This window comes from Salegentibacter agarivorans (assembly GCF_900113135.1).
GTDB lineage: Bacteria > Bacteroidota > Bacteroidia > Flavobacteriales > Flavobacteriaceae > Salegentibacter > Salegentibacter agarivorans.
In genome coordinates, this window is sequence record NZ_FOOH01000001.1 from 358,168 (window position 1) to 372,186 (window position 14,019).

A 14,019-nucleotide genomic window follows, 5' to 3' on the forward strand; every position below is an offset into this window, starting at 1 on the left:
TCTGATTTTTATTTAGTTAAATCTTTTATTCTATTGTATTTCACAAAGAAAATAAGCCTTGAATTAGAATTTTAAAAATTTCAATATTTAAAACCCTATTAATTCGATAGACTTATGGGAAATATTATATTTGCGAAGTAATTACAGTATTGCCAATTAGTAAATGTATGAATAGCGAAGTTCAAAATAATGTTTCACAGGATTTCCTTGTGGCAATAAAAGCCGCTGTAAAAGCGGGCTTAGAAATAATGAGAGTTTACGAAAATGGTGATTTTTGTGTGGAGCTTAAAGATGATGATTCACCAGTAACACTCGCTGATAAATCGGCTAATGATATAATAAATAATTATTTACAACCTACCGGGATACCTCTAATCAGTGAAGAAAATGAGGAAATTGCTTTTTCTGAAAGAAAAAAATGGAATAAATGCTGGATAGTAGATCCATTAGACGGTACCAAAGAATTTATAAAAAAGAGCGGTGAGTTTACAGTGAATATTGCTCTTGTTGAGAATAACCTGCCGGTTTTTGGGGTGATCTATATTCCGGTAAGTAAAGAGCTTTATTATGGGGATGTTAAGGAAGGTAAGTCTTTTAAGATTCTGATTAATAATGAAAATGAAATTGAAGGTTTGATAAATAAGGCACATGAAATCTCTCCAGGTTTTGTTGAAAAAACTATTAATGTGGCAGGGAGTAGATCTCATATTAATAAAGAGACGCTTAGCTTCATTGAATCGATTAAAGAAAAATATGAGCAGCAGGTTAATGTAATTCCGAAAGGAAGTTCTCTTAAATTTTGCCTGATGGCAGAAGGACTTATAGATGTTTATCCAAGGTTAGGACCAACTATGGAATGGGATACGGCCGCCGGTCACGCTATTTGCAAAGCTGTTGGGTTAAAAGTAATCGATAAACAAACGGAGAAAGAAATGGTTTATAATAGAAAAGTATTGTTGAATAATTCCTTTGTAGTTTCAAATCTAGCCTAAGAACTTTAATTAAACAATGGAGGAATGCAGGTTCTTTAGAAATTGTAATAGAAATGCGTTTATATTATCCTCACAAGATATTCAGTTTAAAATCAGCGGCAAAATCTGATGGTTTTTTCTGTTGAAAATTAGAAAAGATAATATGAGTAATATCCAAACATTTAATTTTTCCCTGGGTAGAAAAGAGCGTAATAAACTAAATAACCATACTTCGTTTGTAGTTTGGTTTACTGGCTTATCGGGTTCGGGAAAATCTACCCTGGCGAATATGTTGGAGAAACTACTTTATGAAGCAAAAGTTAAGACTTTTATTTTAGATGGAGATAGTCTAAGAAAAGGATTAAATAAAGAACTGAATTTTAGCAATAAAGAAAGGGAAGAAAATCTTAGGGTGGCAGCTGAAGTAGCCAAGATTTTAGTTAATTCGGGCTCTGTGGTGCTGGCTTCCTTTATTAGTCCGAAGCAAACTAATAGGGATATGGTGAAAGAGATTATTGGAAAGGATGATTTTATAGAGGTTTTTGTAAATACAAGTTTAGAAACTTGTGAAAAGCGAGATGTAAAGGGATTGTATAAAAAGGCAAGAGCGGGAGAAATTAAAAATTTCACAGGTATTGATTCTCCTTATGAAAAACCCTTAAACCCAGAAATTGAAATAAATACTGAAAAGGAAAATCTGGAAGAAGCGGCTAATAGAATTGTAAATCTGCTACAAAAGAAACTTGAATTAAAGTAAAATGAGCAAATATTATTTAAATTATTTAGACGAGTTAGAGTCGGAGGCCATCTATATATTAAGAGAGGTTTGGGCACAGTTTGAGAATCCTGTAATCCTGTTTTCGGGAGGAAAAGATTCTATTCTGGTAACCCATTTAGCGAAAAAAGCTTTTTACCCAAGCAAAATCCCATTTGCCTTAATGCATGTTGATACCGGGCATAATTTTCCTGAAACCATCCAGTTCCGAAACGATTTGGTTGAAAAGCTCGGTGTAAAATTAATTGTAGGTTCTGTTCAGGATTCAATAGACCAGGGAAGAGTAGCCGAAGAAAAAGGTAAAAATGCCACCCGAAATGCACTTCAAATTACCACTTTACTTGACGCAATTGAAACTAATAAAGTAGACTGTGCTATTGGCGGAGGAAGAAGGGATGAAGAAAAAGCGCGGGCCAAAGAACGTTTCTTTAGTCATCGTGACGATTTTGGACAGTGGGATCCTAAAAATCAGCGACCTGAACTTTGGAATCTTTTAAATGGAAAACATTTTGAAGGGGAACATTTCAGGGCTTTTCCCATAAGTAATTGGACTGAAATGGATGTCTGGAATTATATAAAAAGAGAAAATATTAGTATTCCTTCTTTGTATTTTGCTCACGAACGGGAAGTTGTTTTCAGAAGTAACTCCTGGATTCCTGTTTCAGAATATTTAAAGCTGGAAGAAGGAGAAAAAGTAGAGAAAAAGAAAATCAGGTTTAGAACCCTGGGAGATATTACTATTACTGGTGGAATAGAATCTGATGCCGACACCCTTGAAAAAATAGCACTTGAAGTTTCAGCAATGCGAAAAACGGAGCGAGGTGATCGTTCAGATGACAAACGTTCTGAAACTGCAATGGAAGACAGAAAAAAACAGGGTTACTTTTAATTAAACGTCATCCTGAACTTGTTTCAGGGTCTAACTATTCAGATATGTCATTCATAAGAAAGTACTGATGGCATCCTTAATTAGAAATAAAATGGAAATAAATAACAACCAACTTTTAAGATTTACCACCGCAGGAAGTGTAGATGACGGTAAAAGCACTTTAATCGGGCGGCTTTTATATGATTCCAAGTCGATCTTTGAAGATCAACTTGATTCAATAACGGCGACAAGCGCAAAAAAAGGACACGATGGTATTGATATGGCATTGTTTACTGATGGCTTAAGAGACGAAAGGGAACAAGGCATAACCATAGATGTAGCTTACAGATATTTCACCACCCCAAAGCGTAAATTTATTATCGCTGATACCCCTGGTCATATCCAGTATACCAGAAATATGGTTACGGGCGCTTCTACCGCTAATGCCGCGGTGATTTTAATTGATGCCCGTCACGGAGTAATAGAACAAACCAAGCGACATTCATTTATCGCCTCTTTATTGAATATCCCGCATCTTATTGTATGCATCAATAAAATGGACCTGGTAGATTATTCAGAAGAGGTATATAATAAAATTATAGGACAGTTTGAAGAATTTTCTTCCAAACTATTGATGAAAGATGTTCGTTTTATTCCTATTAGTGCCCTATTGGGAGATAATGTAGTGAACCGCTCAAAAAATATGGACTGGTACCAGGAAGGTACTTTGCTAAGCACATTGGAGAATCTTCATATAAGCAGTGATATTAATAAAATAGACGCTCGTTTTGCCGTGCAAACAGTTTTAAGACCCCAAAATGAAGATTTCAGGGATTATCGCGGGTATGCCGGGCGAATCGCTAGCGGAATTTATAGAGTGGGTGATGAAGTAGCGGTATTGCCTTCAGGATTTCAATCAAAAATTAAATCCATCAATGCCGGGGAGCATGAAGTTCAGGAGGCTTATGCACCCATGAGTATTTCAATGACCCTGGAAGATGATATAGATGTAAGCAGAGGAAATATGATTGTACGGAAAAACAACCAGCCAGAAATGGAACAGGAATTTGATGTTATGCTATGCTGGTTGAATAATGACCCTGCTAAACCAAGAGCGAAATATACAATAGTGCACACCTCTCACGAAGAGCGAGCACTATTCAAAGAGGTGGTATATAAAATAGATATCAATACTTTTGAAAGGGATAAGACTAATCAGGACTTGGCTATGAACGATATTGCCAGGGTTAAAATAAGAACTACCAGAAGGATGATGTTGGATACTTATCGCGAAAACCGAAATACAGGAAGTATTATTTTAATAGATGAAAATACAAATGAAACCGTTGCGGCGGGGATGGTGGTTTAGGAATTCTGTTCTCGGTTGTCTGTTCTCGGTTGTCAGTTTTTCGTTCTGGTTTCAAGGGCCTTTTATTGTTGAAAAATGAAAGCCACCAATTCACAAATATTCTTATTATCGTCATTGCGCAACCGGCTTTTGCCGGTGTGGCAATCTTTTTTTTCGTTCTCGGTTGTTGGATGTCAGTTTTTCGTTTAAGGTTTTTTGTTTGGGATTTCAAAGGCGCTTTTATTACTGCAAAGTGAAAAGCCACGAATTCACCAATAGAATCAGAGGATAGTCTGTAGCTATTAGTCTTTAGATTTATAGAAAACTATTGTCTAAAGACTAAGGTCTACCGACTAAGACGAATTCACCATTTTGACTAATCTACAGTTAGTTTACTGGATTGATATATTAAGTTTTTATATCATTAATAATAAGCGCTTAAGCTCGGTACTTACCAGCATTTCACAAGTCAACTCTTAACCATCCCAATTAATAATTCAACTAAAAAGTCAGGAAACTATCTTTCACAAAATTTTTAACGTTTTAAAAGCTTTAAGGTTTCTTTAGCAATAGCCTCATCAATAAATTCTATCTTTGCCAGCGATAAAAAATTAATTTAAAGCCCGCGAATGATTGAGTTTCAGCAGAAATTAGAAAGTAAAAAGATTTTAGTAACAGGGGGAGCTGGATTTATAGGTTCCAATTTATGTGAAACACTAATAAATTTAAATGCTGAGGTAGTTTGTTTAGATAACTTTGCTACCGGACATAAGCATAATCTTGATGCTTTTAAAAACCACAAGAGTTTTAAGTTAATTGAGGGGGATATACGTAATCTCCAAACCTGCCATAAGGCCTGCGAAAATGTAGATTACGTACTGCACGAGGCAGCTTTAGGTTCTGTGCCACGTTCTCTTGCCGATCCAATTACTAGTAATGAAGTAAATATTTCAGGTTTTCTTAATATGTTAGTTGCAGCACGAGACGCTGGAGTGAAGCGTTTTGTTTATGCTGCTAGTTCTTCTACTTATGGAGATTCAGAAAAACTTCCAAAGGTTGAAGATGAAATAGGGAAAACACTTTCTCCTTATGCAATTACCAAATATGTTAATGAGCTCTATGCCGATATTTTTCGGAAAGCATATAAATTAGATACTATAGGCTTAAGATATTTTAATGTTTTTGGAAGAAAACAGGACCCAAATGGGGCTTATGCGGCCGTTATTCCAAAATTCGTGATGCAGTTTATGAAACACGAAAGTCCGGTGATAAATGGCGACGGCACCTATTCCCGTGACTTCACCTATATCGATAATGTAATTCAAATGAATTTACTTGCTTTGACCACGGAAAATGAACAAGCAGTAAATGAGGTTTATAATACTGCGGTAGGGGACAGAACTAATTTGGTTGAATTAACGCAGTTTTTAAAAAAACATCTTTCTAATTTTGACCCTGAAATTGCAAATGTAGAAGTTAAAAACGGACCTAATCGCGCAGGGGATATTCCGCATTCTTTGGCTTCGGTAGAAAAGGCTAAAAATTTACTGGGCTACAAGCCTAGTCATCGAATTGATGATGGTTTAAAGGAGGCTGTGACCTGGTATTGGGAAAATTTAAAGTGAAGTTGTAATGAAGTAACCAGGGAGTAAACCATCATAAGGTTACAGGTTTACAGCGTCACAAATCAAGAACAATAAAAATAGAATGAATAATAAAAAGATAGCAATTATAGGTCTAGGATATGTAGGATTACCATTAGCCAGATTATTCGCCACTAAATATCCCGTAATTGGGTTTGATATAAATAAAGCAAGGGTAAAAGAGTTAATGAATGGACATGATTCTACTTTAGAGGTAGAAGACGATGTGCTTCAATCAACTTTGGTGCCGAAAGAAAACTTTAAAGATGGCAAAGGTTTATTTTGCTCGGCAAGTTTAGAAGATATTTCAGATTGTAATTATTATATTATTACCGTCCCAACTCCGGTAGACAAAAACAACCGTCCAGATCTTACTCCACTTTATAAAAGCAGCGAAACCGTTGCTAAAGTCCTGAAAAAAGGAGATATAGTAATTTACGAATCGACTGTTTATCCCGGTGTTACTGAAGACGAGTGCGTACCCGTACTGGAGAAACATAGCGGACTTACTTTTAATGAAGATTTCTTTGTAGGGTATTCACCTGAAAGAATAAATCCGGGAGACAAAGAACATACGGTAGATAAAATATTGAAGGTTACTGCCGGTTCTACTCCTGAAATAGGAAAGAAAGTAAATGATCTTTATGCTGAAGTCATTACTGCCGGAACGCATTTAGCACCCACTATTAAAGTGGCAGAAGCTGCAAAGGTTATTGAAAATTCTCAAAGGGATATCAATATTGCTTTCGTAAATGAGTTGGCAAAGATTTTCAACATGATGGGAATAGATACCCAGGATGTTTTGGAAGCTGCTGGAACAAAATGGAATTTCCTTCCTTTTAAACCCGGTTTGGTTGGGGGACACTGTATTGGTGTGGATCCATATTATTTAGCTCAAAAGGCCCAGGAGATTGGATATCATCCCGAAATTATTCTTGCCGGTAGGAGGATGAACGATTCTATGGGGCAATATGTAGCTTCAGAAGTTGTGAAATTAATGCTTCAGAACGATCAAAAAGTAAAAGGTGCCAATATTTTAGTGATGGGCATCACCTTTAAAGAGAATTGTCCGGATGTTAGAAATACCAAAGTGGTAGATGTAATTAAGAACCTTAAAGAATATGGTACCAATGTTACGATCTATGATCCACTTGCAAACCCGAAAGAAGTAGAACACGAATACGGACTTAAAACAGTTAAGGAAGTTCCGAATGAGAAATTTGATGCTGTAGTTTTAGCAGTAGCCCATAAAGAATTTCTGGAAATGGACCTTGATCAGCTAAAAAACGGGAATACCGTTGTTTATGATGTGAAGGGAGTGCTTGGAGATAGGTGTGATAAAAAGCTTTAGACCGATAGCTGTTAATTTGTGAATCGGGAATCGAGGGTCGTTAATTTGGGATTGGTGATTTGGTTAATCGGGACTTTGTTAAATCGTGATTCGGGAATATTGGTTTTGGATTCGAGATTAAAGGGCCGGTAATTTGGAATTGATAAAATCGAAAATTGATATATAATTAAAGTTATTTGGATTAATAGGGAGATGTTATACGGACTAACAAATCCACGAACTAACGGATTAACGACTAACGATTTAACGAATAACAAATGGCTGATAGTTTTGAAAGTCTGGAATGTTGGCAAAGATGTAATGAATTGAAGATATTTAAGAAAATCAAACGAGTAAATTCGCGAAAGAATAGATTAGTTTACTAATAGACGGAATTACAAACTAATGATTTCACAAACTCACGAATTAACGAATCTACGTTCGCACAAATTCAAGAACTGACGTTAACGAATTACGAACTGACGAATAACGAATAATGAAGATCAAGAATATATGCTGCATCGGCGCAGGTTACGTAGGCGGGCCTACAATGGCGGTAATCGCTCAAAAATGTCCTGAAATAAACGTAACCGTGGTAGATATAAATGAGGAGAGAATAAAAGCCTGGAATGATGAAGATGTAGAGAATATTCCAATTTATGAACCCGGTTTATCGAATGTAGTAAAAGAAGCTCGCGATAGAAATTTATTTTTTTCTACTGATGTTGATGCAGCAATCGATAAGGCCGATATGATCTTTATTTCGGTGAATACGCCAACCAAAACTTATGGTATTGGGAAAGGAATGGCTGCCGATCTAAAGTATATCGAACTTTGTGCCCGGCAGATAGCAAGAGTTTCTAAGACCGACAAAATAGTAGTAGAGAAATCTACTTTACCGGTTCGTACAGCAGAAGCTTTAAAAAATATTCTTGATAATACAGGGAACGGTGTAAATTACCAAATTCTTTCCAATCCTGAATTTTTAGCAGAAGGTACCGCGGTAGATGATTTGATGAATCCGGATCGTGTGCTTATAGGAGGTGATATTGATACTACTGAAGGGAAAAAAGCGGTAGATGCTTTAGTAGATGTTTATGCGCATTGGGTGCCAAGAGAAAAATTATTAACTACGAATGTTTGGTCTTCTGAATTATCTAAGCTTACCGCAAACGCCTTTTTAGCGCAACGAGTTTCCAGTATAAACGCGATGAGTGAATTATGTGAGAAAACAGGGGCAGATGTAAATGAAGTTTCTAAAGCTGTAGGAATGGATTCCAGAATAGGTTCTAAATTTTTGAAATCTTCAGTCGGTTTTGGGGGTTCTTGTTTTCAAAAGGATATTTTGAATCTGGTTTATATTTCAAAGTCTTTTGGTTTACATGAAGTAGCTGATTATTGGGAACAGGTAATTTTAATGAATGACCATCAAAAAAGAAGATTTGCAGCTAAAATCGTACAAACTCTTTTCAATACTGTTTCAGGAAAGAAAATCGCTCTGTTGGGATGGGCATTTAAGAAAGACACCAACGATACCCGGGAGTCGGCTGCAATCTATGTTGCTGATTACTTATTGAATGAACAGGCTGAGATCGTGGTTTACGATCCTAAGGTGAAGACAGAGCAAATTTATGCCGACCTGGATTATTTAAACACCCGTTCTTCTGAAGAAAATAAAGCAAAAGTAAAAGTGGTAAATACAGCCTATGAATCAGCAAAGGGCGCTCATGCCATCGCTGTTTTAACTGAATGGGATGAATTTAAAGATTTGGATTGGGAAAAAATTTATAAAGAAATGCTAAAACCAGCTTTTCTTTTTGATGGTAGAAGATTGCTTGAAAGATCCACGAAAGAAAAGATTGGATTTGAGTTTTATGCGATAGGAAGTTAAAAATTCATTACTGAATTATGGATATAGCGCTAATAATTCAAACTTATGTTTAAATATATATGAAGGAAATATATAAAATTGCAATTGAAGCATCGGTCGAGGGAGGGAAGAGAATTATGGAAATTTATGAAAACGAAGATTTCCAAGTAGAATCGAAGTCTGATGATTCTCCTCTGACCATAGCCGATAACCAGGCAAATGATATTATAAATTCTTTTCTATTACCTACAGGTATTCCAATTATTAGTGAGGAGAACAAACAACTCGATTTTGCAGAAAGGAAAAACTGGAATAGATGTTGGATTGTTGATCCTTTAGATGGAACAAAAGAATTTATTAAAAGGAATGGGGAGTTTACAGTTAATATAGCATTTATTGAAAACCAAAAACCGGTTTTTGGAGTTATATATGTACCTGCTAAAAATGAGCTTTACTTTGGAAATGTGATAAATCAAGAAAGTTATAAAGGAGTTATTGATCATGCTAAATTTGAATTTCAACAATCTGATTTTAAGCGAATTAATCCCTCGTTAATTGGTGATAAAATAAAAGTTGTGGGTAGCCGCTCACATATGAATCAAGATACGCGGAATTATATTGAGGCCCTTAAAAAAGAGTATAACAAGGACGTAAAAATAGTTTCTAAAGGGAGCTCTTTAAAGTTTTGTCTGTTAGCTGAAGGAGAGGCGGATGTTTATCCAAGGTTTGCACCCACCATGGAATGGGATACTGCAGCAGGTCAGGCGATTTGTAATGCTGTTGGCTTAAATGTTATTGATGCAGGTACTTCAGAGGAATTAAAATATAATAGGGAAAATTTACTAAATAATTATTTCTTGGTATCTAAACTTGGGTAGGTCATACAAAAGACATATTGCCAAAAGTATTACCTGGAGAATTATCGGTACAGCAGATACAATTCTGCTTGCCTGGCTAATTTCTGGTGACCCATTAACGGGCCTTCAAATAGGTTTTGCTGAAGTAATTACTAAAATGATTTTTTACTATATCCACGAAAGGATATGGTTTAAAATCAGAGCCGGAATTACTAAAAATGGCGATAGTAAAAAACGACATATAGCTAAAACGGTAACCTGGAGAATAGTTGGAACAATTGATACAATGATCTTGGCTTGGTTGATTTCTGGAGATCCAATGGTTGGGTTGAAGGTTGGAGGTGCAGAAGTAATTACTAAAATGATATTGTATTATTTTCATGAGCGTGGGTGGTATAAGATAGATTATGGATTGAAACAACGTAGAGAACGAAAAAGAGAGTTACAAGAACAAACTGCTAATGAATAATATGGAGAATATAATTCCACATGATTTTCATATCGAGAAAACCGATAGAAATAAGTCAAACGGTCATGATTCTTTTGTAGTGTGGTTTACAGGTCTATCAGGTTCTGGAAAATCTACTATAGCCAACCTAGTGGAAAATGAATTATTTAAAAAGGGAATTAAAACCTTTTCATTGGATGGTGATAACGTAAGAAAAGGTCTAAATAATAATCTTGGTTTTACAGCTGGGGATCGTCAGGAAAATCTTCGCCGGATCGCTGAAGTTGCAAAACTCTTTGTGGAATCAGGATCGGTAATAATAGCGTCTTTTATTTCTCCACTAAAAAAAGACCGGGAATTGATTAAAAATATTATTGGGGAGGATAATTTTATCGAAGTGTTTGTAAACACTTCTTTAGCAGAATGTGAACGGCGTGACGTGAAAGGATTATATAAAAAAGCCCGGGCTGGAGAAATTAAGAATTTCACTGGAATTGATGCTCCATATGAAAATCCGGCAAACCCTGATTTAGAAATAAAAACAGAGGAAGAAGATTTGGAAGACGCTTTAAAAAGAATAGTTTTACATCTTGAAGATAAACTGAAAATCTCAGTACAATGAGCAAATATTATTTAAATTATTTAGACGAATTAGAATCAGAAGCGATTTATATTTTGCGCGAAGTTTGGGCGCAATTTGAAAATCCGGTAATTCTCTTTTCAGGCGGTAAAGATTCAATTCTAATTACCCATTTAGCTAAAAAAGCTTTTTATCCAAGTAAAATCCCTTTTGCATTAATGCACGTTGATACCGGGCATAATTTTCCTGAAACTATTCAGTTTAGAGATGAGTTGGTTGGAAAACTTGGGGTAAAATTAATTGTAGGTTCTGTACAGGAATCAATAGATAAGGGCCGCGTAGCCGAAGAAAAAGGTAAAAATGCCACCCGAAATGCTTTGCAAATTACAACCCTGCTTGATGCTATTGAAACTAACAAGGTAGATTGTGCTATTGGCGGGGGAAGAAGAGACGAGGAAAAAGCTAGGGCAAAAGAACGCTTTTTTAGTCATCGTGACGACTTTGGACAGTGGGATCCTAAAAATCAACGTCCAGAATTATGGAACCTTTTAAATGGAAAACATTTTGAAGGTGAACACTTCAGGGCTTTTCCTATTAGTAACTGGACTGAAATGGATGTTTGGAATTATATTAAACGTGAAAATATTAGTATCCCTTCCCTGTATTTTGCTCACGAGCGGGAAGTGGTGTTCCGCAGTAATTCCTGGATTCCGGTTTCCGAATATTTAAAACTTGAAGAAGGTGAAAAGGTAGAGAAAAAGAAAATAAGGTTTAGAACTCTTGGTGATATTACTATAACTGGGGGTATAGAATCTGAAGCAGATACCCTGGATAAGATTGCTTTAGAAGTTTCTGCAATGCGTAAAACCGAAAGAGGGAACCGATCTGATGATAAGCGCAGCGAAACTGCAATGGAGGATAGGAAGAAACAGGGATATTTTTAAAAAACAGCTATAAGCTATAAGCTTAAAGCAGAAAGCTAAAGAAATGGAAATACACAATAATCAATTATTACGATTTACCACCGCAGGGAGTGTAGACGACGGGAAAAGTACTTTAATAGGTAGACTTTTATTCGATTCTAAGTCTATATTTGAAGACCAATTGGATTCTGTAAGTAAAACTAGTGAGAAAAAAGGCCATGATGGTGTTGACCTGGCGCTCTTTACCGATGGGCTTAAAGATGAAAGAGAGCAGGGGATTACTATAGATGTGGCATATCGATATTTCACTACCCCAAAACGTAAATTTATTATAGCTGATACTCCAGGGCATATCCAATATACCAGAAATATGGTGACCGGTGCTTCAACGGCCAATGCCGCAGTTATTTTAATTGATGCACGTCACGGAGTAATTGAGCAAACCAAGCGACATTCTTTTATAGCTTCATTGCTGAATATTCCACACCTAATTGTATGTATCAATAAAATGGATCTCGTAGATTATTCGGAAGAGGTTTATAATAATATCATTGGGCAGTTTGAGGAGTTTTCTTCGAAACTTTTAATGAAAGATGTACGTTTTATCCCAATTAGTGCTCTGTTGGGAGATAATGTAGTAAATCGCTCTGAAAACATGAAGTGGTATCAGAATGGTACCTTGCTTAGTACTTTGGAAAATTTGCATATCAGCAGTGATATTAATAAAATTGATGCCCGTTTCCCTGTGCAGACTGTATTAAGACCGCAGAGTGTTGAATTTAGGGATTACAGGGGTTATGCCGGGAGAATTGCTAGTGGAATTTACCGTACAGGAGATGAGGTTGCTGTTCTGCCCTCAGGTTTTACCTCTAGTATAAAGTCAATTAATGCCGGGTATCAAGAAGTACAGGAAGCATACGCACCAATGTCTGTATCGCTTACTTTGGCAGATGATATTGATGTTAGCCGGGGTGATATGATCGTAAAGAAGAATAATCAGCCGGAGCAGGAACAGGAATTTGATGTGATGCTTTGTTGGTTAAATAATGATCCTGTAAAACCACGCGCCGAATATACTATAATGCATACTTCAAATGAAGAAAGGGCGATGATAAAAAAAGTGGTCTATAAAATGAATATTAACACCTTTGAACGTAATAGCGAAGATTCTAATTTAGAGATGAATGACATCGCCCGGGTGCAAATAAGAACCACGCGGCGGTTAATGTTGGATTCTTATAGAGACAATCGGAATACCGGGAGTGTTATTTTGATTGATGAAAGCACCAACGAAACCGTTGCGGCGGGGATGATTGTTTAATAAAAAAGCTATCTGAACTAATTTTTATGAAGAAAAATAGAATATTAATAACTGGAGGCGCTGGCTTTATAGCCTCACATGTTATTCGATTATTTGTAAATAAATATCCAGATTATCATATTTTTAACCTGGATGCATTAACCTATGCCGGGAATTTAGAGAGTTTAAAAGATGTCGAGAACTATGAGAATTACACATTTCTGAAAGCAGATATCAATAATGCTGAAGCAATTAATGAACTTTTTGAAAAATATAAATTCGATAATGTAATTCATCTGGCAGCCGAATCTCATGTGGACCGGTCCATAAATGATCCTTTGATTTTCGTAAAGACAAATATTATTGGGACATTAAATTTACTTAATGCCGCTAAAAAATATTGGAGTGACTATACTAATAAGCTTTTCTACCATATAAGTACCGATGAAGTTTATGGAACTTTAGGAGAAGAAGGTTTATTTACAGAAAGCACTGCTTATGATCCCAATTCTCCATATTCCGCTTCTAAAGCCGGTTCGGATCATTTTGTAAGGGCTTATGGTGAAACTTATGGAATTCCATATATTATTTCGAATTGTTCAAATAATTATGGTCCTAATCAGTTTCCTGAGAAACTAATACCACTATTCATCAATAATATTGTAAATAAAAAAGAACTTCCAGTTTATGGAGATGGTAAGTATACCAGGGACTGGCTTTTTGTGAAGGACCATGCAGAAGCTATTGATCTTGCTTTTCATAAAGGTGAAATTAAGGAAACCTATAATATTGGTGGCTTTAATGAATGGCAGAATATAGACTTAATTCATTTGCTCTGTGAGCTTATGGATAAGAAATTAGATAGAAAACAAGGTGAATCAGCTAAATTAATTTCCCACGTTAATGATAGACCGGGCCATGATAAAAGGTATGCTATAGACGCCTCTAAAATTAATAAAGAATTGGGTTGGAAACCAAATGTTAGCTTTGAGCAGGGACTTGAAAAAACAATCGACTGGTATTTGTCCAATACGGCGTGGCTTGAAAATGTTACAAGTGGAAAATACCAAGAATATTATAAAAAACAATATAAGTAAGAAGCTATA

At 35.9% G+C, this 14,019-nt stretch carries 13 protein-coding genes; all 13 read left to right on the top strand.

Going from position 1 to position 14,019, the window contains the following annotated elements:
- The first annotated feature begins 167 nt into the window (after positions 1 to 167).
- The 13 genes from cysQ (BM084_RS01465) to rfbB all read left to right on the top strand — a co-directional run bounded on the left by cysQ (BM084_RS01465) (position 168) and on the right by rfbB (position 14,010).
- A complete protein-coding gene (gene cysQ / locus BM084_RS01465) occupies positions 168 to 992 on the top strand; it encodes a 3'(2'),5'-bisphosphate nucleotidase CysQ (protein ID WP_093302269.1) in 825 nt (274 codons plus the stop codon).
- Between the two features lie 142 nt (positions 993 to 1,134).
- Positions 1,135 to 1,728, top strand: coding sequence for an adenylyl-sulfate kinase (gene cysC / locus BM084_RS01470; protein ID WP_093302272.1), 594 nt, complete (start codon positions 1,135 to 1,137; stop codon positions 1,726 to 1,728).
- Between the two features lies 1 nt (position 1,729).
- Positions 1,730 to 2,635 (top strand): sulfate adenylyltransferase subunit CysD, encoded by a 906-nt coding sequence (cysD, locus tag BM084_RS01475; RefSeq protein WP_093302274.1) that lies wholly within the window; start codon positions 1,730 to 1,732, stop codon positions 2,633 to 2,635.
- A 91-nt stretch (positions 2,636 to 2,726) separates the two neighbouring features.
- Positions 2,727 to 3,983 (top strand): sulfate adenylyltransferase subunit 1, encoded by a 1,257-nt coding sequence (locus BM084_RS01480; RefSeq protein WP_093302470.1) that lies wholly within the window; start codon positions 2,727 to 2,729, stop codon positions 3,981 to 3,983.
- Positions 3,984 to 4,591: 608 nt separating this feature from the next.
- On the top strand, positions 4,592 to 5,587 hold the full coding sequence (locus tag BM084_RS01485) for an SDR family oxidoreductase (protein ID WP_177195637.1): 996 nt from the start codon (positions 4,592 to 4,594) through the stop codon (positions 5,585 to 5,587).
- A gap of 82 nt (positions 5,588 to 5,669) precedes the next feature.
- On the top strand, positions 5,670 to 6,956 hold the full coding sequence (locus tag BM084_RS01490) for a nucleotide sugar dehydrogenase (protein WP_093302276.1): 1,287 nt from the start codon (positions 5,670 to 5,672) through the stop codon (positions 6,954 to 6,956).
- Between the two features lie 475 nt (positions 6,957 to 7,431).
- Positions 7,432 to 8,826, top strand: coding sequence for a UDP-glucose 6-dehydrogenase (locus BM084_RS01495; RefSeq protein WP_093302279.1), 1,395 nt, complete (start codon positions 7,432 to 7,434; stop codon positions 8,824 to 8,826).
- A gap of 59 nt (positions 8,827 to 8,885) precedes the next feature.
- Complete coding sequence (cysQ, locus tag BM084_RS01500) at positions 8,886 to 9,683, top strand: 3'(2'),5'-bisphosphate nucleotidase CysQ (protein ID WP_093302281.1); 798 nt, start codon at positions 8,886 to 8,888, stop codon at positions 9,681 to 9,683.
- Positions 9,676 to 10,131, top strand: a complete 456-nt coding sequence (locus tag BM084_RS01505; RefSeq protein WP_245764319.1) for a DUF2061 domain-containing protein — start codon at positions 9,676 to 9,678, stop codon at positions 10,129 to 10,131. Before cysQ (BM084_RS01500) ends, BM084_RS01505 begins: the two co-directional genes overlap by 8 nt.
- Position 10,132: 1 nt before the next feature.
- The gene (cysC, locus tag BM084_RS01510) at positions 10,133 to 10,732 is read left to right on the top strand and encodes an adenylyl-sulfate kinase (protein WP_093302476.1); all 600 of its coding nucleotides are present in this window, start codon (positions 10,133 to 10,135) and stop codon (positions 10,730 to 10,732) included.
- Positions 10,729 to 11,634, top strand: coding sequence for a sulfate adenylyltransferase subunit CysD (gene cysD / locus BM084_RS01515; RefSeq protein WP_093302287.1), 906 nt, complete (start codon positions 10,729 to 10,731; stop codon positions 11,632 to 11,634). Before cysC (BM084_RS01510) ends, cysD (BM084_RS01515) begins: the two co-directional genes overlap by 4 nt.
- Before the next feature lie 43 nt (positions 11,635 to 11,677).
- Complete coding sequence (locus BM084_RS01520) at positions 11,678 to 12,934, top strand: sulfate adenylyltransferase subunit 1 (protein ID WP_093302290.1); 1,257 nt, start codon at positions 11,678 to 11,680, stop codon at positions 12,932 to 12,934.
- A gap of 26 nt (positions 12,935 to 12,960) precedes the next feature.
- Entirely contained in the window at positions 12,961 to 14,010 is a 1,050-nt protein-coding gene (gene rfbB / locus BM084_RS01525; RefSeq protein ID WP_093302294.1) for a dTDP-glucose 4,6-dehydratase, read from the top strand.
- Positions 14,011 to 14,019 lie beyond the last annotated feature (9 nt).

Bases quoted from the DNA above. Each gene is read 5' to 3' on its own strand.
- cysQ (WP_093302281.1), top strand. From the start codon at position 8,886: ATGAAGGAAATATATAAAATTGCAATTGAAGCATCGGTCGAGGGAGGG.
- BM084_RS01480 (WP_093302470.1), top strand. From the start codon at position 2,727: ATGGAAATAAATAACAACCAACTTTTAAGATTTACCACCGCAGGAAGT.
- cysC (WP_093302272.1), top strand. From the start codon at position 1,135: ATGAGTAATATCCAAACATTTAATTTTTCCCTGGGTAGAAAAGAGCGT.
- cysC (WP_093302476.1), top strand. From the start codon at position 10,133: ATGGAGAATATAATTCCACATGATTTTCATATCGAGAAAACCGATAGA.
- cysD (WP_093302274.1), top strand. From the start codon at position 1,730: ATGAGCAAATATTATTTAAATTATTTAGACGAGTTAGAGTCGGAGGCC.
- BM084_RS01485 (WP_177195637.1), top strand. From the start codon at position 4,592: ATGATTGAGTTTCAGCAGAAATTAGAAAGTAAAAAGATTTTAGTAACA.
- BM084_RS01490 (WP_093302276.1), top strand. From the start codon at position 5,670: ATGAATAATAAAAAGATAGCAATTATAGGTCTAGGATATGTAGGATTA.
- BM084_RS01495 (WP_093302279.1), top strand. From the start codon at position 7,432: ATGAAGATCAAGAATATATGCTGCATCGGCGCAGGTTACGTAGGCGGG.
- cysD (WP_093302287.1), top strand. From the start codon at position 10,729: ATGAGCAAATATTATTTAAATTATTTAGACGAATTAGAATCAGAAGCG.
- cysQ (WP_093302269.1), top strand. From the start codon at position 168: ATGAATAGCGAAGTTCAAAATAATGTTTCACAGGATTTCCTTGTGGCA.
- rfbB (WP_093302294.1), top strand. From the start codon at position 12,961: ATGAAGAAAAATAGAATATTAATAACTGGAGGCGCTGGCTTTATAGCC.
- BM084_RS01520 (WP_093302290.1), top strand. From the start codon at position 11,678: ATGGAAATACACAATAATCAATTATTACGATTTACCACCGCAGGGAGT.